This window comes from Sphingobium lignivorans (genome assembly GCF_014203955.1).
In the GTDB taxonomy this organism is placed as follows: Bacteria; Pseudomonadota; Alphaproteobacteria; order Sphingomonadales; family Sphingomonadaceae; genus Sphingobium; species Sphingobium lignivorans.
On sequence record NZ_JACHKA010000001.1, the window covers coordinates 1373930 to 1392142 of the forward strand.

The window sequence follows — 18213 nt, forward strand, 5'->3', positions numbered from 1 at the left end:
CCCGGTGAGCAGCTTCCTGCGCCTTGTCGTCAGCTTCGCCAGCGTGGACCGGCTGTCCGGGCCGCTCAAGGGTATTGTCGGCCTGGCGCAGACGGGCAGTGAGCGCCTGGCCGGCATGAAGCGGGAAGCGCGCGACCTCGACCGCGAGCTGCGCGGCGTCCAGACCGAGCTGGCCGGCACGAGCGGCAATGTTACCGAACTGATGCGGCGCGAGGCGGATCTGCAGGACCGCATCGCGAAGACGAACCGGGAAATGGAAGAGCAGGTCCGCTTGCTCAAGATCCAGGCGCAGGCGGAGAGGATTCGCGCGCGGGGCGAGGCGCTGAAATCGGCCGGGCAGCAGAACATGATCGCGGGCGCAGCCATCCTCGCGCCGCTGGTCCTGGCGGGGAAGGGCGCGGCCGATTTTCAGACCGGCATGACGGACATCGCGCTCAAGGCGGAGCTGTCCCGCGATGCGACGGCCGGCATGCAGGCCAATATCCTCGCAGCCGCACGCGCCGCCGGGCAATTGCCGGAGAATATGCGCGCCGGCGTAGACGTGCTGGCGGGCTTTGGCATGAGCCCGCAGGAAGCGACCCGCATGATCGCGCCCATCGGACGGGTCGCCACGGCCTATCGCGCCGAGATCGACGATCTGGCCGCGGCATCCTATGCCAATTTCCTCAGTCTCAGCGTGCCGATCAACGACACCGCCAAGGCACTCGAGATCATGGCGGCCGCCGGCAATGCCGGTGCCTTCGAGATCCGCGACATGGCGCAATATTTCCCCGGGCTGACCGCGCAGGCGAAGGCCTTCGGGCAATCCGGCCTTTCGGCCGTGGCGGACATCGCGGCGGCGGCGCAGATCGTGCGGCGCGGCACCGGCGATTCCGCCAGCGCGGCCACCAATCTCCAGAACCTGCTGGCGAAGATCAACACCAAGGAAACAATCGACAAGTTCGACAAGTTCGGCGTCGATCTGCCCGCCGCGCTGAAAAAGGCCTACAAGGAGGGCAAGACACCACTCGAGGCCATTGCCGAGATCTCGCAGAAGGCGCTCGGCGGAGACATGGACCGGATCAGCTTCCTGTTCGGCGACATGCAGGCGCAGGCCGCCCTGCGCGCGCTCATGCAGAACATGGACGATTATCGCCAGATCCGCAGCGAGGCGATGGCGAGCAAGGGGGCCGTCGACGCAGCATTCTCCCGGCGCAGCGAGGATGCCGCGGTGCAGGCCCGCGCGCTCGTCGGCAATCTCCAGCGCCTGGCGATCGTCGCCGGGCCGGTCCTGCTGCCGCCTTTCGTGCGGCTCAGCGAGGCGGCTCTGGCGATCACGGACAGGTTCGCCAACTGGGCGCAGGCAAATCCGCGCCTGGTCAGCGGCCTGCTCATGCTTGTGGGCGGGTTCGGTCTGCTGCGCATTGGCCTCGGTGCCGCGCAGCTGGCAATCGGGGCGCTCATGGGGCCCATCGCCAGCCTTTGGCGGCTCTGGGGTGCGTTCCGCGTGGCGCGGGAGGCGGGCAAGTTCGCCGCGATGGCGGGCGCCGCGCGCAGTGCCGGTGCCGGCATCCTCACGGCCGGTCAGTGGGCGCTTGTCGCCGGGCGCAATTTCGTGGTCGCGGCCGGGCAGTGGACGTTGCTCGCCGGCCGTTTCGTGCTTGGGCAGATATCCGGTGCGGCATCCGCCCTTGTCACGCTCGGCCGCGCGGCGCTGGCCATGGGGGCGGGCTTTGCGCGCGCCGGACTCCTGATGCTCGCCAATCCGATCGTCCTCATCGTGACGGCGATCGTTGCGGCAATCGGGCTTGCGGCCTTCCTCATCTATCGCAATTGGGATCGCATCTCGCAGGCCTTTTCGACCGGCATCGCGAGGGTCAAGTCCTGGTTCGGCGGCTTGCCTGACTGGCTCAGGAATATCGGCTCGATGATGATGGCCGGTCTGCTCGCGGCGCTCAATCCCGTTCTGCTGGCCAATCGCCTTGTCGACATCGCGCGGCGCGGGATCACGGCCTTCAAGAACTATTTCGGCATCAAGTCCCCCTCGCGGCTCATGATGGGCATGGGAGGACATATCGCCGGCGGGCTCGCGCTCGGCATCGTTCAGGGATCGCCGGCGGCGGCGCAGGCCACCCAGGACATGGCCAACCGGGTAGCGGCTGTGCGCTTCGCGCCGCCCGAACCCCCGCCGCCGGAGCGCGTGGGCGGGGCGAGCATCGGCCGGCCGGCAGCTGTCGATCCGATTTTGCCGTCCAGCCTGGCCAATCGCAGCCAGCAGGCGGCAGTCGACCAGCTCCTGCCATCCAGCCTCACGCCCCGCGCTGATGCACCGGCGGTTCTGCGACGGCAAGCGCAGGACGGGCCGCAGCCCGCTCCGGTCCTCGAGCGGATCGAGAGGGAGTTCATCCTTCCGCCGCTCGAACCGTTCGGCACCCCGGCACCACGACCCGGTGGCGCGGGAGAGGCGATCACGATCCGCTTCGGCGATATCCATATCACCATCATGCCGCAGCCGGGCCAGTCGGCGGCGGAGATCGCGGCGGAAGTGCGGCGGCAGCTCGAGGCGATGGCATCGGATGCAGCCGCGAGCCGGCGCTCCAGTTTCGAGGACGAAGACGCATGATGATGTCGCTCGACACCTTCATTTTCGAGATCGGCACCTTGCCTTACCAGCAGATGGAGCAGGCGTGGAAATGGCGCCATGCGCGCAGCGAACGCTTCGGCGCACGGCCAGCGCTCCAGTTTGCGGGGCCGGGCGAGGAAACCATGAAGCTGACCGGCAAGCTCTATCCGGGCGTCGCGGGCCGCTATTCCAGCCTCGCGCGCCTGCGGGAGATGGCCGATACCGGAGAGAGCTACACGCTGCTCACGGGCAGGAACGATGTGCTGGGGCAATATGTCATCACGTCGATCGGCCTGACGTCCGAGATCTTCACGGTCGAGGGCGTGGCGCGCAAGGCCGACTTCACGGTGGAGCTTGAGCGGGCGGCATGAGCGGCTATGTCCATCCCAAGGCGAGCTGGAAAGTCACGCTCGACGGGCGCGATCTGACCACGACCATGGATCCGCTGCTGATCTCGCTCGCCATTAGCGAGAAGCGCGGCGAGGCGGCCGATCAGCTCGACATCGTGCTGCGCGACCGGGATGGCCAGGTGGAAATCCCCCGGGAGGGCGCGGTGCTGCGGGTGAGCCTGGGCTGGGAACGCGGCAGCGGCGTTCCGGCGGGGCTGGTGGACAAGGGAACCTATCGGGTGGACGAAGCTGAGTTCGGAGGGCCGCCGGACGTCATCACGATCCGCGCGCGCTCGGCCGATTTCACGGATGCCTTTCGCGTCCGCCGCGAGCGCAGTTTCGTGGGCAAGACGCTGGCCGAGATCGTCGGCGCCATCGCGGCGGACAATGGCCTGAGCGCCAACATCGCACCTGCTCTCGGCACGCGCACGATTCCGGCGCTGGGGAGCGGCGCGAAGAGCGATGCCGCCCTGCTGGCCGCGCTTGGCAAGCGCTTCGATGCAGTAGCGACGGTGAAGGCCGGCATTCTGATCTTTGCCCCGGTGGGGAGCCGCCGCACCGCGAGCGGGAAGAGCCTGCTGAGCTTCACCATCGACCGGCGCGATACGACGACGATCCGCTACACCCGCGTCACGCGGAGCAAATATGCGGGCGTCGAGGCGACCTGGCACGACAAGGCGCAGGCGAAGCGGCAGACCGTGCTGGCCGGCGGGGGCGGTGAGGGGAAGCCGCGGCGCCTGCGCAAGGTGTATGCGAGCGAGGCGGACGCCCGGCAGGCGGCCGAGGCCGAGAACAGCCGCATAGCGCGCCGCGTGGCCACCGCGAGTCTCACGCTGGCTTATGGCCGCCCGGACATCTTCCCCGAAATCCCCGTGAAGATCGCCGGCGCCAAGCCCGAGATCGACGCGCGTGACTGGCTGGTCGAAACCGCGAAGCACCGAATGGACGGGCAGGGCGGCCTCACAACGGAGCTGGAGCTGGAAGCGACCTAGCGGGGCCGCAGCGCTGAAGGAGGCGTTCCTTTCCCTTAGGTTTTGTGTCGCCTAAAGTACATGGACTATTTCTCAGCTGAACAAGCGTCCACAGTGGGGGCAAACTATTGCCGACATGCCCCCGCCCAACTGCCGCCACCTTCCCCCGCCTGACTCTTTTTCTTCCTTTCGCTTGATGAGCGCGTGTACAGAGGTTTGAGTTGAGGCTTGCTGCGACGCACAGGATGCAAGGAGCGACCAGTTGGCGAGATTGGACTTTACGGACGAACCGCACATTGAGCGCATCGCCGCCGCCTTATGGGGGCGCGAACCGGTCGGCTCGGCGGCGCTGCTGGTGGGAGCGGGCTTCAGTAAAAACGCTCATTCGGTTCGCGGCGCGGCAACCCGTATGCCGGACTGGAGGGATATTTACGAGACGATGGTAGACCAGCTCTATCCCGCTTCTTCAGATCTGGAGGGCGGCCGCCGGTCGCCGCATGTCCTGGGCGGCGATCCGAGAGCCGATCATCTGCGCCAAGCTGGCGCAGTCAGTGCCTATCTGCGCGTCGCGGAAGAGTTCGAGGCCCAATTCGGCCGGGATGCACTTGACAAGCTTATACTGCGCCATTTGCCCGATCGCCAGTTCAAACCCGGCCCGCTCCACCACATGCTGGTTGCGCTGCCTTGGGCAGACGTCATGACGACTAACTGGGACACGCTACTAGAGCGCGCTGCTGAAACGGCCGAGGAGCGGGTTTATGACGTCCTGCGCACGGTTGAGGAGATCCCCGAAGCTCGCGCGCCCCGCATCATCAAATTGCATGGCAGCTTTCCCGCGCACCGCCCTTTTGTCTTCACCGAAGAGGATTTTCGGAAATATCCCCACCGCGCGGGTGCGTTCCTCAATATGGCGCAGCAATTGGCAATGGAGAATACGCTCGTCCTTGTCGGCTTCTCCGGCGACGATCCCAACTTCTTGTTCTGGTCAGGCTGGGTCCGCGATCAACTCGGCTCGAAGGCCCCGCTCATCTATCTAGTTGGCGTGCTCAATTTGACGGCGCCGAAGCGCAAGATGCTTGAGGGACGCCGGGTCCAGCCTATCGATCTCGCCAAACTTCCCGAGTTTGATCGTTGGCCGTCACCGAAGCGGGTAGAGAATGCCCATATATGGTTCCTTGAAAAGCTGCGTGCCGCTGAGCCATATCCGGTGCAGCGTTGGCCGCGCCCTCCGGTGAGTCAGGTGCCGCCACTGAAATTGGTAGCGCCGCGGTTCGATCCGCGCGCCCCGCTTCCCGACCCTGAGCCCAGTTCCATCGGGCGCGGGTCTGCGCTCGAACTCCTTCGAGAGCTAGCTGAGCAATGGCGGCATAATCGGAAGGTTTATCCCGGCTGGGTCGTTCCGCCTTTCGACACGAGCGAATTGCTTCGGAGAAATATTCAACGGTTCATCAGCGACATCGTAAGAGGTTTACGCGAGATGGACGAGGATGAGCGGCTGGATGTTCTCTTCGAACTGAATTGGCAGCATGATATTGCACTAACGCCGCTCATCCTCACGGTCGACGACATCATTGTCGAGCTCCTTGAGGCAATGGCACCCCGTTACGACAAGCTACACCAGGATCAGGCGGCTCAGTACCGCGCGCTAGCCCTAGGAGTTCTGCGACACGCCCGCGAGGAAAGCGATACCGCCATGTTCGAGCGTTGGGCCAAGTGGCTCGATCCGCGGGTCGCCGACGATCCGGAGGCGAGCGCCCGTTTCATCTATGAGCGCTGTCTGAAGTATCGCGCCGATCTCGACATCGACTCCTTCCAGGCACTGCTCGATGCCTGGACGGTGACCGGAAACATCTATTGGCAGGTTCGCAAGGCAGGTCTCTTGGCGGATCTGGGGCGAGATAAGGAAGCGTCGGATCTTTCGAGCCAGGCGCTGAACGCCATCCGCGAGCAGACTGCACGCGGCGAGAAGGATCTCGCCTCTTGGTCGGGTGAGACCTTTGCGATGCTACTGCGCTCTTCTGCGCTTTATGGCGAGATAGGCAAGTTGAAGGAGAACAAGTCGGTTCGCGATCGGTTCGAGATCCGCCAGGAGCAGTTGCAAGCACGCGGCTGCCCGGGGAAGCGGGACTTTTTCGATCTTCTGGATCGACTCATCCAGGGACCGCCACCCTTCAAGCGCCAGACCGAACGGACGCCGCTTTTCGATCTAGGCTCATTCAATCACATGCACCGCCTGAATGGGCTGGATTCCCGCCTTGAGCGCCTGCTGGCCTATCAGGCGCTGCGCTTTCAGGAAGAGAGCGGAATGCCAGCGCGCATGGGTAATGTCGGCCTTTCGGCCCAGTTGCTGATCGAAGCTGCGCGCTGGCTGATCGACGTTGCTCCGGGACGGGCCTTTAATGCGCTGCTGCAAGCGGCGCCCAGCGGGACACAGGAGCTCGATGTCATCCTTACGCGCGCGGCCGTTTCGCGGATCGAGACCGTGCAGGCCGATGCGCTGATCGATCGTGCAATCCGCCTGACCGGCGCCGCACGCAGGCGGGTTGAGGCTGGCATCCCCGACGCAGGCTTCTGGAGGGATAGGATTAAGTCGGTCTTGGAGATCGCTTCGCGAGTTGTCCTCCGCGCGCCGGCAAGAGCGCCGGAGCTGCTTGATCTCGCTGTAGAACTCAATCGCGAGGAGCAATTTTCGCGGCAGATTCACAAGGTATTGAGGAGAGTCAGGGAGCGCGCGCTGGAAGCCGCTTCGCCCGCGGCGCGCGGGCCGATGCTACTGACGCTGTTCGGTCAGCCAATCCCCCTCGAACTAGGCCCGAACGCCTACAATGGGGAAGACTTGGCAGACAAAGTTTCGTTGGCATTCCGCGCCGACCCCTCGGATAAGGGCTGGCGAGAGATCGTCGAAGCGACGATCCAGGCAGTGCGCGACAGTTCAAAGCGTAGGCTTGCCACGTCACGCCTGAATTGGCTGATTAATTCGAGATTGCTGGATGCCGAAGATAAGCGGCGCTGTGCAGCTGCGTTGTGGGCGCCGGAATTTATCGAAAATGGGCTGCCGGGCGACACCGTCTTCTATCCCGATACCTTTCTGACCCTGCCGAGGCCTGATGGAACCGACGTCCAGTCAATCCTCGCCACGGCGCTGCTAACGGGTGAGCCGCTCACAGACGATATCGTCTACGAAGGCGATCTTGCCCAAGCCTATCTGAACGGAGATTTCGCCCTCGACGAGAAGCAGCTTTTGGGCGAAATTGAGCGGTTTCACGTTTATGTGGCTGCCCATGATCCGCCGCCGCAACGGCGCCTTTCCCTCGATAACAATGATGGCAGAATTGTGAACAATTGCGGCCGTATGCTCGCCGGTCTGGTGAAGCGGGCGCTGGTCTATCCGTCGGCTCTTGAGCCGCTCAGAGTGGTTGTTGAGCTCGAACGCCACCCGCTTCGGATCGAGCCGGCGATACCGGCGCTAATCCGACTGAACTTGCTCTCGCCGGAGGTGGCAATGTCGAAGGTCCGAGCTCTGCTCGCGGCGGACGAAGACGTGGAAGCTTCGGTGCTGAGCGGCCTGATTGATGAGCTCAGGAACCGGGACTTGGTTGATCCTGCATTCGACTGTGAGCTCTGGCAGGCTTTCTCGCAGGTGATTTCAAGCCGGCAGCCGGGAGCCCTGGTGTACATCATGCGCTACACGGCTGAGGTCATGCGCGATGATCCGTCGCGCATCCCGACGAAAGTCGACGCTTCACTCAGCGCCGGGCTTGAGCGGATCCTTGCTGAGACCGGAACCGACGAACTGGTCTCTGGGCTCAGCTACGAACCGTTTTTTGCACGCTATCTCGGGGCATTGTTGGTGACAGCGATGGCTCGAGAGAAGCGCGTCATACCAACCTTTTCCCAAGCATGGGCCGAAGCTATCGATGCAGATCCGCTGCCCGATATGCGGTCTGCGCGCGACGAAGCGGTCCGGCCTGTGCAGATAGGCGATAACGAAAGCGCTGAGTGACGGGAAAGGCGGAAGAAGCAATGCTAAATGTCAGGGCTAGCTAAGAAGGATTTGCTGGCTGCAGCAACATCCCCTTGCTGCGCAAGACTCCTCAGAAGCCTCAGCTTCTAGGATGGCCTGTTCCGATCGCAATTGCCTGCGGAAGCTGGGCTGAGACACTGGATTGATCGCTGCCATGATCGCCGCTGCTGCCATCTCGTGTGTCGTTATCGACGGCGATACGCTGCGCTGCGGGCGGGAACGCGTGCGGCTGCTGGCTATCGATGCGCCGGAATTGCCGGGCCATTGCCGGCGCGGTCGGACATGCGTAGCCGGGGATCCCGAGGCAAGCCGGGCCAGCCTGCAGCGTCTGGTCGCGCGCGGGGCGATCAGCATCGAGCGCAATGGGAAGGATCGATATGGGCGGACGCTTGCCATCGTCCGCGCCAGGGGGCTCGATGTCGGCTGCGCGCAGGTGAAGCGCGGCCACGCGGTTTTCGTGCCGCGCTGGGATGCCGGCGGGCGTGCCGCGCGCAGTTGCGGACGTGCGGCCTAGTCCGGCGGATAGATGCGCGTCGCGATCTCCTCTGCGCGGATGGTCGCGGCCGTGCGGGCGATCTCGCTCAGCTTGTCGCAGTTTGCCTCCAGCGCCCTGTTGTCGAGGTCAGTCGCTTCGTCATGCGCAGCCGCCAGGATGACGATCCGCCACGCGCAGGCCGCGCTCTCGTTGATCGTCACTGCGCCATCGCAGCCCGTCGAGAGGCAATAGGCGACATTGCGTTGCCCCTGGTAATCGCCTCGCCAGGCGCGCGGCCAATCCTGGCGATCGAACTGTATCCGGTTCGCCTCGCAGATCGCTTCGTTGGCGCCGGCGCACATCGGCGTAACGGGCGCGGCCGGCGCTCCCTTGGGCAGTGCAATGCGCTTGATGTCAGCGGCTTGCGTGACGGATGCCGGCTTTGCCGGAGCCGCTGCCTGCGTTGCCGCTGCGGGCGTCGCCGCGTTCTGGGACTGTGATCCGGTGTCGCCGACCGAATAAGCACAATAGCCGAGGGCCAGCAGCAGGCCGAGGCATCCGATGCCGACCACCAGCGACTGCGATTTTCGCTCAGCCGCGATTTCCTCAGGCGTGAAGGTCGCACCGCAATAACGGCAAACCTCCGCCGTCAATTTGATGTTTTCCTTGCACTTCGGGCAGGCTCGTTCCCCCAGTGTCGGCCCTTTAGCCATGCGGCCATCTCTCCCCTGGATATCGTCAAGTGCGCCGAATAACCCCCACGACGCGGCCGATAACAAACATCTCCTCATTGACGGCGGTTTCTTCCCGAACATGGGGATTATCCGCCATGAGCTTGTAAGAGCCATCGGGCATCGCCCGCACCCGCTTGATCGTCCCAAGCCCGCCATATGAGAGCGCCCAGATCGCATCCTGCCGGTCTATTGTGTTGATTGATCGATCGATCAGAATGATGTCCCGATCATTGATCGTTGGATACATGGAATCGCCGGTCGGTCGGGCGATCGTTAGGAAATGGGCGGCTGCGTTGGTGAATTGCCTCACCCAGTCAGCTGGGATCCACCGCGCAACGCTCCTTACAGGCGCTTCGTCCAGAAAGCTGGCGCCCATCCCGATATTCAGATCGATCTCGTCGACCTTTAAGAGCCCCATTTGTTCTGCCAGCTCGTCTTCGGATGGTGGGAGATAGGCTCCTTCGTCCGGATCGTCGGTCTGCCCGGTGAGATAGGCCGGCGTCGTTCGCAGATGCTGTGCGATGAGGTGCAAATGACTGGATGAAGCGGACTCGCCGCGCACCAGCTTGCCGATAGTCTGCGGGCTCACCCCCACCTTGCGCGCTAGGCTGGACTGGGTTTCGTCCACCTCGGCCATGCGGGTGACGAGGCGGTCTGGGATCAGCATGCCCGCACCCTACAACCAAGGATGTAGAGCGCCATGGAATAATAGTTCTTGACCAATCTGTAACCTTGGTTGTAGCTCGGTCGCATGGAACGGCAGATCACCCCTTTTCAGGCCCTGGAGCGTGCACTTGAAGTTGCAGGCTCACAGTCGGCGCTCGCCCGCATCTGCGGCGTCTCGCAAACGGCCGTGTGGAAATGGGTGCAAAGCTCGAAGCGATTGCCCGCTGAGCATGTTCTGAAGGTCGAAGCGGCAACAGGCGTCTCCCGGCACCTGCTGCGCCCCGACATTTACCCGATCGAGCATCATGCCGTTCCCCCCGTCGCCCTTCCCACTGACGACTGCATGGCCATCCTGCCGCGCCGCAGCATCGCGCGCCAGTCCAATAGCAAGGCCGTTTTGGACGGGAGGTCGGCGGCATGATGCAGTCCCCGGCAGACCAGCACCCGCTGGAGATGATGGTGCTGAACAGCATCTTCGATGCCGGCGGGACGATGGATCTGGTTGCCCTGCGCGCGGCGCTTCCGGCGACCGGCAGGGATCTGCGCAAGGCCATCGTGCATCAACGCTCTCTCGGCAATCTCCGGCTATGCGAAGTGGAGGGCACGCTGACCCTGACGGCATCCGCCCGCGCGGCGATTGCCGCCGGCCGCGCCCATCGTCCCATGATGATCATGGACCTGGGCGGCCAACTGCGCACCAAGCACGAGCGTGCCCTGGCGCGAGAAATCGCGCAGCTCGCGCAGTGCAAGGGCGACCGCGCCCCGCTGATCGACATCGCGTATCCGCAGGGCAGGGGAGAAGCGGCATGACGCGCGAATGCACATGCCCCGTCTGTCGCAGCGATCTGGCTTTCATCGCGCCGTGCATGCGCCGGGACGTGTCGCGGGAGGTTTCCTCTCCCACCCGTCCGCGCCGTCCCGCGTGCCGGCGCGTCGTGCCCGGGGCCTTGGTCCCCCCGCCACCGGGCACGATCCTTTTCGGAGGCTCCGGGCAGTGACAAAGCGCCGGCCGCCTCTCACATTCTTCGCCGCCCTGGTGCGTGCGGTTGAGCTGCTGGGCTATGACGGGATCGCGCAGATCCTCGGCTGCTCGGAATCCCTCGTGCGCAAGCTGTCAGATCCGGACACCGAGCGCGAGATCAGCCTGCGCAACGCGCGGCGTATTGACGAAGCCTATCAGCGGGCAGGCGGGGACGGCGCGCCGTTCCTCGAATGTTATGCGCTCCAGCTCGAGCTGGCGGGCAGCGACCTGCGGCCCAGCCAGGCCGATCTGCTTGCCGCTGTGGGCGCTGCCGCGAAGGAAACCGGCGAGGCAGTCGCCTTCGCGCTGAAGGCCATCGAGAATGAAGGCTGCGACCTTTCACGGGCGCAGGCCCTGCGCGAGATCGAGGAGGGCATTGCCTCGCTGACCGGCATTGCCGCGAAGCTGGGCGGCGCCGGGATGATGGAGAAGCGAGGATGAACAAGCCGGGGGGCATCCATGTGCGGGACGCCGATCTGCGCAAGGGCAGGACCAAGCGCTTCATGCCGGTCGTCAACTGCCCGGTGTGCGGCGAGCGCGCCTACACGCGCACGTCCGAGGAAATCTCGCCCGAGACGCGGCGCCTCTATTACGTCTGCTCGCACTGGGAGTGCGGGATGCGCTGGCAGGCATTGCTGACCGTGGAGCGGGTGGTTTCCCCGTCCGGCATTTCGCCGAACTTCCGCCCGGCGCAGCTCAAGCCGGGCAAGCCGCCCGGTCATGAATATGGGCAATCCCCGCCGCCACTGCTGGAATTCATGGGCCGAACCTCGCCCGCCTGATCCCCTCAACATCCGCATCAAACTGTCACCGCCGGGGGGCCTCCCTCCGGAAACGCTACCCCTTTGCCAAGAGAACCCGCCCGCCTCATGCGCGACGATATCAGAAAAGAAGTGCTGGAGCGCCTCGAGCAGGATTACCGCTTCGAGGGGAGCGGCGCCTGGCTGCAGAAGGGCAAGTGCCCGGGATGCGGCGGCAAGGAGCTGTTCACGCGGCGTGAGGCGCCCTGGGTGCTGCGCTGCGGCCGCGCCAACAAGTGCGGGTGGGAACAGCACGTCAAGGATCTCTATCCCGAGATATTCGACAACTGGTCGAACCGCTTCAAGGCGAGCGAGGAAAACCCCAACGCTGCCGCCGACGCCTATCTGCAGCACGCGCGCGGCATCGATCTTCAGGGGCTGCGCGGATCCTACACGCAGGAATATTATGTGGATCGGGACACGGGCCACGGCACCGCGACCATCCGCTTCCCGCTTCCCGGCGGCAGCTGGTGGGAAAGGCTCATCGATCAGCCGGGGCGCTTCGATCGGAAGGCACGTTTCGCCTGGCGCAAAAGCTATGCCGGCCAGTGGTGGACGGCGCCGGACCATGATCTGGAGACGCTCGCCCGCGCGCCGCGCATCTGGATTGCCGAGGGTATTTTCGATGCGCTCTCGTTCCGGGATGCCGGCGAAGTCGCCGCCTCGGTCATGTCCACCAATAATTATCCGGAAGCCGCCTTGTCCGATCTGCGGCGCAAGGTGGCGGAGCTGGAGCTGGGCGCAGGGCCGGAACTCGTCTTCGCCTTCGATGTCGGCAAGGCCGGCCGGGAATATTCGATCAAATATGTCGACAAGGCCCGGGCGGACGGATGGCGCGCCACTGCGGCGACACCCCTGCCCGAAGGGGATGGCGAAAAGCTCGACTGGAACGATCTCCACCAGCGCGGCCGGCTGACGCCGGACGATCTTGAGGAATATCTCTGGCACGGCGAGGTGATGATCGCGCCGACGGCCACGGAAAAGGCCTGTCTGATCTACGATCGCAAAAAGCTGAGCAGTTTCAGCCTCGTGCATGACAGCCGCACATGGTGGGCCTCATTCAACAAGGCCCGCATCGCGGAGATCATGACGGCCGAGGGGGTGACCGAGAAAGCCGCAGCGCGCGCCACCGCCGATGTCGACGAGATCGCCAGCTGCGCTTTCCGGATCCTCTATTTCCAGACCGACGTCGCGACCGACGAAAGCCATTATTATCTGCGCGTCAACACGCCATCGTCCCGCTGGCCGGCAAAGGCGGCATTCAGCACCGCCGCCATGGCTGCGGGGCCGGAATTCAAGAAGCGGCTGCTCGGTGTTGCGCCCGGCGCGCAGTGGACCGGATCGACACGCCAGCTCGAGAAGATCATCGATCTTCAGAAGGGCAAGCGCGGCATCCGCCAGGTCGAGACGCTGGATTTCACCGGCTACAGCCGAGAGCACGAGGCCTGGGTGCTGGGCGACCTCGCGGTAAAGGGGGGGCGGGTCTACCGCCTGAATGAAGAGGACTATTTCGATCTCGGCAAGATGTCGCTCAAGCTCCGCACGACGGAGCGCATCCTGTCGATCGACTATGATCCGGAGCGGTTCGATACCGCCTGGTTGCCGGTGGTCTGGAAGGCGTTCCGCACCAATGGGCTGATCAGCATTTCCTTTTGGGTGATGAGCTTTTTCGCGGAGCAGGTCCGCGCGATGCACAAGAGCGTTGGCTTCCTCGAGGCGATCGGGGATCCCGGCACGGGCAAGACCACGCTCTTCGAGTTTCTCTGGAAGCTCTGTGGCCGCGCCGATTACGAAGGCTTCGACCCGCAGAAGGCCACCAACGCCGCGCTGGCCCGCAATCTGGGCAAGGTCGCCAATCTTCCCGTCGTGCTCATTGAGGGCGACCGGGACGAGGAAAACGGCTCCCACGCCAAGCGCTTCGAATGGGAAGAGCTGAAGACGGCCTATAACGGCCGCGCCGTGCGCTCGCGTGGCGTGCGCAATGGCGGCAACGAAACCTATGATCCGCCGTTCCGGGGCGCGATCGTCATCGAGCAGAATTACCCGGTGAATGCCTCGCCGGCGATCCTCGAGCGCATCATGCAGCTCAAGTTCGACAAGACGGGGTGGAGCACGGCCACCAAGATCGCCGCCGCCAAGCTCGAGCATTGGCCGATCGAGCCTGTCTCCGGCTTCATGACGCACATCATTCGCCGCGAAGCCGAGTTCCTGAAGACCTTCCGCGAAGCCTTCCTCCGCCACGAATCCGAGATCGAGCGGCGCGGGCAGGTCAACAACATCCGCATCGTCAAGAACCATGCCCAGCTCGCCGCCGCGCTCGATGCCCTGGCGGGTATGGTGGAGATCCCGGACGAGGCGCACAGCGAGACCATCGAGCGGATCTACGCCATGGCGGCCGAGCGCCGCGCGTCACTCTCCGCCGATCATGATGTCGTCCAGCGCTTCTGGGAACTGTTCGATTATCTCGAGCATCGCGAGGACAATCCTACCCCGGACACCTGCATCAACCGGCACCGCAAGCCGGATGAATTCATCGCGGTTTCCCTGCCCCAATTCGAGGAACGTTGCCGCTCGCGCGGGCTCATCCCGCCCGGTGAGAAGGACCTCAAGCGCCATCTGAAAAGCTCGAAATCCCGCCGATTCCTGAAGGCCGACACGGTGAACATGGTCAACGATCGCCATGCGCACTGCTGGATTTTCGAGCGCCCCCGCAAATCCGAACGGAAGGAGAAGTGACGATGGAAAAGCCCGTCTACACCGTGATCTGCACGCATTGCGCGCGGGAAGAACGCTTGCCGGTGGAGCACTCGCCCGAAGGCTGGGACGTGGTCGATGGCGCCGCGATCTGCCCGGATTGCATCGATGCGACGGTGCGCCTCGCGCCCAACCTTGTGAGCTTCGACACCGGCGTGTTCGATGGGGATGGCAGCACGACCTTTTATGTGTCGGCGACCGATATGGAGCCGATGCGGTTCACACTGGCACCGCGTCCGGAACCTGCATTTTCCCTCTGCCTCGCCCAGAGCTTGCCCGGCCAGTATAGCGTGGCGTTGAGCCCCGCGCGCGTCATGACGCTCTATCAGCCGCTCGCCTACCTGCTGGATGCCGATGAGGCCGATGAGCTGGCCCGGCAGCTGCACCATTATGCCGAGCAGGCCCGCCGGCCAGGCACGCTTGGTGCGGCGGCATGAGCGTCACCTGCGCCCGCTGCGACAGGAGCGTCCCGGGCGCGCCTGACACGCTGCCGCCCGGATGGGTGAGCCAGGTCTCGACCCTGGCCAAGCGCTCATTCACCGTCTGCGATTCCTGTGGGCAGAACTCCGATCGCCCCACCGCCCGCAGCGGCGACAGCGCGGCCGACGAGCTGCGCCTGCTGATCGAGCGCATCGAGCGGCTCGAGGAAGAAAAAAAGGGGAACAACGCCGACATCAAGGATGTCTACGCCGAAGCGAAGGCGCGGGGCTATGACGTGAAAGTCATGCGCGAAGTCATCAAGCGCCGCGCCATGGACGGCAACACGCTGCGCGAGTTCGAAGCCATTCTCGACACCTATATGCATGCGCTGAACATGGGCGTCGAGGACGCCGGTCGGCCGGAGCCGGAACCGAGCGTCGAGGCCCCCCGAGGGGAAGCTGAGCCCGGAGGCGAAGCCGGCGAACCGGGGTTCAAGCAGGCGGTCAATCTGGTGGTGGAGAGCAGGAAGGCGTCCGCCAGCTGGCTCCAGCGCCAGCTTCGCATTGGTTACAACAGCGCTGCCCGGCTCATCGAACGCATGGAAGCGGAGGGGATCGTCTCGGCGCCCGATCATGTCGGCCGCCGCATGGTTCTGCGGGGAGACGAGTGATGCGTCAGCTCGATTCCCGCTTTCCGTGCATCTCGTCGGCGAGCACCGACCCGCTGCGGATCCCGTTGCTCAATGTGGTCGAGGAACTCGCGCGCGAGCTTGACTTGCGGCGTAAATCCTATCCCGGGCGGGTGGAGCGCGGGAAGATGTCCGGCGCGGAGGCCGAATGGCAGATCGACGTCATGGCCGCGATCCACGTGGATCTGCAGGCGTCTCTCCTGCTGATCGATGGCAGCAGGTCGGTGGAGAAAATCCGGCTCGCCGGCTTGGCCCGCACCGCGGCAGACAGGCGCCTGCTCCGCTTCCGTTGGGCCGAGCTGGTCGAGGTGCTCCAGCGCGAGGTCGCCCTGCGCCGGCGCTGGTATCCCGACCTGATTGCACAGGAGCGCCTCTCCGCTGCGGCGTCGCGCCTGCAGCTCGAGCGCATGGAGGCCGCGCATTTCTTCTACTGGCGCCAGGCACGCCGCTTCTGGCCTGATGAGCTGGACGCCAAGCGCTATCGCGCCGCCGAGCTGACGATCGATGAGCGGGCGCTCTTCCGCGCGGCAGAGCGCCGGCATCTGGACCGCTTCGTGGACCTCGAGCTGGATCAGCGCGGCGCCTACGCCGCTGACGATGAAGACGAGGCGGAAGGGTGGGCGGCATGAGCGCCGAGCTATCATCTGGCGTCACCCGCCGCCGGAACGGCAGTGCGGACGAAAAGACCCCGCGCCACCCGTGGGACTGGTATGTCGAGCAGGAGTGGGTGACTGAACGACTGCTCGATGAAGCCCCCGTCGACCATGACGTGATGGTGCTGGATCCCTGCTGTGGCGGCGGCAATATCGTGCGCGCTCTCAGAGGCCGTTCCGTGGCCGCATTCGGCATGGATCTGTTCGATCGGGGCGCGCCGCATTTTCTGGGCTGCAATGACTTCATCGGCCCGCAGCGCACGGTGATGGAAGCCGGGCCGCTCTCGATCGTCTTCAATCCGCCATTCTCCTGTCAGGACGGCCGGATCGTGCGCGGCCTGGCCGAACGCTTCGTGCGACGCGCGCTCGAAATTGCCACCCATCAAGTGGCGGCCCTGCTGCCGTTGAAATGGCTGGCATCCGAGGGGCGATGCCGCCTCTTCACTCAGCAGACGCCGGCGGGCGTGTGGATCCTCGCGGAGCGCCCGTCCATGCCGCCAGGGGACATGATCGACGAAATGGGAGAGGATGCGTTCTCGCGCGGCAAGGTCGATTATATGTGGGTGCTCTGGGATAATCGCTTGCGCCCCCACCTCGACGATCGCGGCCGGCCCTATGCGCCCACCTTCTGGATCCCGCCAAGGGGTAAGGTCGCCTGATGTCTCGCGCGAAGAGCACCTATCCGAGCCGGGCGGCCGTTAGAAAGGCCATCAACGATGCGCGGGCGAACGGCATTGACGTCGGTGGCTATGAAATCGCACCATCCGGTGTGATTCGTGTGCTCGACGTGCGCGCGCTCAGCCCGCGCGGGGCTGAAGATCTCTTCGAGCAGCAGTTGGCACAGGGGCTGATTTGATCAGGGGCCTTCATTTCGTCCGCAAAACCAACAAATCCGGCATCACATGGTATGTGTACGCCTATCGCGGAGGGCCATGCATCCTGAAGCGCTCCGGCGCTGCGAAGCCAACGCTGACGCGCGTGGAGGTCGCCAAGTTGCTCGAGGCATTGCCGGCCGGCGACGCGGGCACGTTCGGCCACCTTATCCGGCAGTGGCGCGGGCCTCCAGACGACAAGGCCAGCCCCGAATGGCAGGCCCTTGCTCCCGGCACCCGCGCGACATGGGGGTTCGAACTGGACCGGATCGAGGAAAAGTGGGGCAAGAGCGCTCTTGCAGTCTGGAACGACTTTCGAATGGTCGCCCGGGTCATCGAGTGGCGCGATAGCAGGGCGGCAACTCCGCGCGCGGCGGACCAAGGCGTCAAGGTTCTTGCCGAGCTGCTGCGATTCGCCCGTTTGCGGGCCTTGCTCAGGATCAACGTCGCAGCCGACGTGCCATCGATCTACAAGGGCGCCGATCGGGCCGAGATCATCTGGACCGATGCGGACATTGCCGCCTATCGCGCGGCGGCTGACGCCGAAAAGGGCAGGGGGGAGCCGGCCAAGGATATCCTTGACCTCGCGACTTGCACCGGCATGCGCCGCAGTGATCTCGCCGGTGTGACCTGGCGCGAGGTCAGTGACCATGCGATCGTGCGCGTCGCGCTCAAGAAAAGCCGAGGCCGCCGGCGCCGCGCCGTCATTCCTCTCACGGACGAGGCACGCGGCCTGCTCGAGCGCCTGCGCTCGCGCCATAGGGTCGAGGGAGTGGATCATCTTCTGGTGAACAGCCATGGTCGCCCCTGGACGCCGGGGAGCCTCACACAGGCATTCAACGCCACGCGCGACGCGGCCAACGGCGGCGCCGGGATCGTTCAGCCAGGCCGCCAGGAAACGGGCGAGCCCGATCGCAAGAAGCATCTCCATGATTGCCGTGGAACCTTCGTCACACAGCTCTGCCGGACCGATCTCACCAACGAAGAGATCGGTCGCATCGTCGCCTGGTCACCCGAAAATGTGGACAGGATCCGCCGCATCTACGTTGACGAAGCGCAGGTCGTTGTGGCACTGGCCGAGCGCATCGCAAGGGCATCTGTAAACCGGGCTGTAAACTGAGCCGGGAAAAGACGCCTAAGTTGC

The 18213-nt window shown here is 64.6% G+C and carries 17 protein-coding genes and 2 pseudogenes; 17 read left to right on the plus strand and 2 right to left on the minus strand.

What is annotated here, in order from left to right; translation table 11 throughout:
- Positions 1-4 precede the first annotated feature (4 nt).
- From HNP60_RS06310 to HNP60_RS06330, 5 genes are all read left to right on the plus strand, one after another.
- Entirely contained in the window at positions 5-2602 is a 2598-nt protein-coding gene (locus HNP60_RS06310) for a phage tail tape measure protein (RefSeq protein WP_184151562.1), read from the plus strand.
- Complete coding sequence (locus tag HNP60_RS06315) at positions 2599-2973, plus strand: phage tail protein (RefSeq protein WP_184151565.1); 375 nt, start codon at positions 2599-2601, stop codon at positions 2971-2973. Before HNP60_RS06310 ends, HNP60_RS06315 begins: the two co-directional genes overlap by 4 nt.
- A complete protein-coding gene (locus HNP60_RS06320; RefSeq protein WP_184151568.1) occupies positions 2970-3983 on the plus strand; it encodes a contractile injection system protein, VgrG/Pvc8 family in 1014 nt (337 codons plus the stop codon). The genes HNP60_RS06315 and HNP60_RS06320 overlap by 4 nt, the downstream gene beginning before the upstream one ends.
- A 241-nt stretch (positions 3984-4224) precedes the next feature.
- Complete coding sequence (locus HNP60_RS06325) at positions 4225-7965, plus strand: SIR2 family NAD-dependent protein deacylase (protein WP_184151573.1); 3741 nt, start codon at positions 4225-4227, stop codon at positions 7963-7965.
- Positions 7966-8140: 175 nt separating this feature from the next.
- Positions 8141-8500 carry a thermonuclease family protein gene (locus HNP60_RS06330; RefSeq protein WP_184151576.1) on the plus strand — a complete coding sequence of 120 codons (360 nt, stop codon included), beginning with the start codon at positions 8141-8143 and terminating at the stop codon, positions 8498-8500.
- Here HNP60_RS06330 and HNP60_RS06335 read toward each other — a convergent pair.
- Positions 8497-9114: a hypothetical protein gene (locus tag HNP60_RS06335; protein WP_184151579.1), complete on the minus strand. Its 618-nt coding sequence runs from the start codon at positions 9112-9114 to the stop codon at positions 8497-8499. The genes HNP60_RS06330 and HNP60_RS06335 overlap by 4 nt on opposite strands.
- An 85-nt stretch (positions 9115-9199) precedes the next feature.
- Entirely contained in the window at positions 9200-9862 is a 663-nt protein-coding gene (locus tag HNP60_RS06340) for an XRE family transcriptional regulator (RefSeq protein ID WP_184151582.1), read from the minus strand.
- A gap of 84 nt (positions 9863-9946) precedes the next feature.
- On the opposite strand from HNP60_RS06340, the gene HNP60_RS06345 reads away from it, so the two are divergent.
- The 12 genes and pseudogenes from HNP60_RS06345 (at position 9947) to HNP60_RS06395 (ending at position 18189) form a co-directional block, all read left to right on the plus strand.
- Complete coding sequence (locus HNP60_RS06345; RefSeq protein WP_184151585.1) at positions 9947-10282, plus strand: transcriptional regulator; 336 nt, start codon at positions 9947-9949, stop codon at positions 10280-10282.
- 32 nt (positions 10283-10314) lie between these two features.
- On the plus strand, positions 10315-10671 hold the full coding sequence (locus HNP60_RS06350; RefSeq protein WP_184151588.1) for a hypothetical protein: 357 nt from the start codon (positions 10315-10317) through the stop codon (positions 10669-10671).
- 184 nt (positions 10672-10855) lie between these two features.
- Positions 10856-11323 carry a hypothetical protein gene (locus HNP60_RS06355; RefSeq protein WP_184151592.1) on the plus strand — a complete coding sequence of 156 codons (468 nt, stop codon included), beginning with the start codon at positions 10856-10858 and terminating at the stop codon, positions 11321-11323.
- Positions 11320-11664 carry an Ogr/Delta-like zinc finger protein gene (locus tag HNP60_RS06360; RefSeq protein WP_184151595.1) on the plus strand — a complete coding sequence of 115 codons (345 nt, stop codon included), beginning with the start codon at positions 11320-11322 and terminating at the stop codon, positions 11662-11664. The genes HNP60_RS06355 and HNP60_RS06360 overlap by 4 nt, the downstream gene beginning before the upstream one ends.
- Positions 11665-11751: 87 nt before the next feature.
- Positions 11752-14418 carry a toprim domain-containing protein gene (locus HNP60_RS06365; protein ID WP_184151598.1) on the plus strand — a complete coding sequence of 889 codons (2667 nt, stop codon included), beginning with the start codon at positions 11752-11754 and terminating at the stop codon, positions 14416-14418.
- 2 nt (positions 14419-14420) lie between these two features.
- Positions 14421-14873, plus strand: coding sequence for a hypothetical protein (locus HNP60_RS06370; RefSeq protein ID WP_184151601.1), 453 nt, complete (start codon positions 14421-14423; stop codon positions 14871-14873).
- A gap of 173 nt (positions 14874-15046) precedes the next feature.
- Positions 15047-15253: pseudogene (locus HNP60_RS19900) on the plus strand (DUF2312 domain-containing protein); the annotation flags it as partial.
- A gap of 45 nt (positions 15254-15298) precedes the next feature.
- Positions 15299-15526 (plus strand): annotated as a pseudogene (locus HNP60_RS19905) (DNA translocase FtsK); the annotation flags it as partial.
- Positions 15526-16173, plus strand: coding sequence for a hypothetical protein (locus HNP60_RS06380; protein WP_184151607.1), 648 nt, complete (start codon positions 15526-15528; stop codon positions 16171-16173). The pseudogene HNP60_RS19905 and the gene HNP60_RS06380, both read left to right, overlap by 1 nt.
- Positions 16170-16856 carry a TRM11 family methyltransferase gene (locus HNP60_RS06385; protein ID WP_184151610.1) on the plus strand — a complete coding sequence of 229 codons (687 nt, stop codon included), beginning with the start codon at positions 16170-16172 and terminating at the stop codon, positions 16854-16856. Before HNP60_RS06380 ends, HNP60_RS06385 begins: the two co-directional genes overlap by 4 nt.
- Positions 16856-17053, plus strand: coding sequence for a hypothetical protein (locus HNP60_RS06390; RefSeq protein WP_184151612.1), 198 nt, complete (start codon positions 16856-16858; stop codon positions 17051-17053). Before HNP60_RS06385 ends, HNP60_RS06390 begins: the two co-directional genes overlap by 1 nt.
- Positions 17050-18189: a tyrosine-type recombinase/integrase gene (locus tag HNP60_RS06395; protein ID WP_184151616.1), complete on the plus strand. Its 1140-nt coding sequence runs from the start codon at positions 17050-17052 to the stop codon at positions 18187-18189. Before HNP60_RS06390 ends, HNP60_RS06395 begins: the two co-directional genes overlap by 4 nt.
- Positions 18190-18213: the final 24 nt, after the last annotated feature.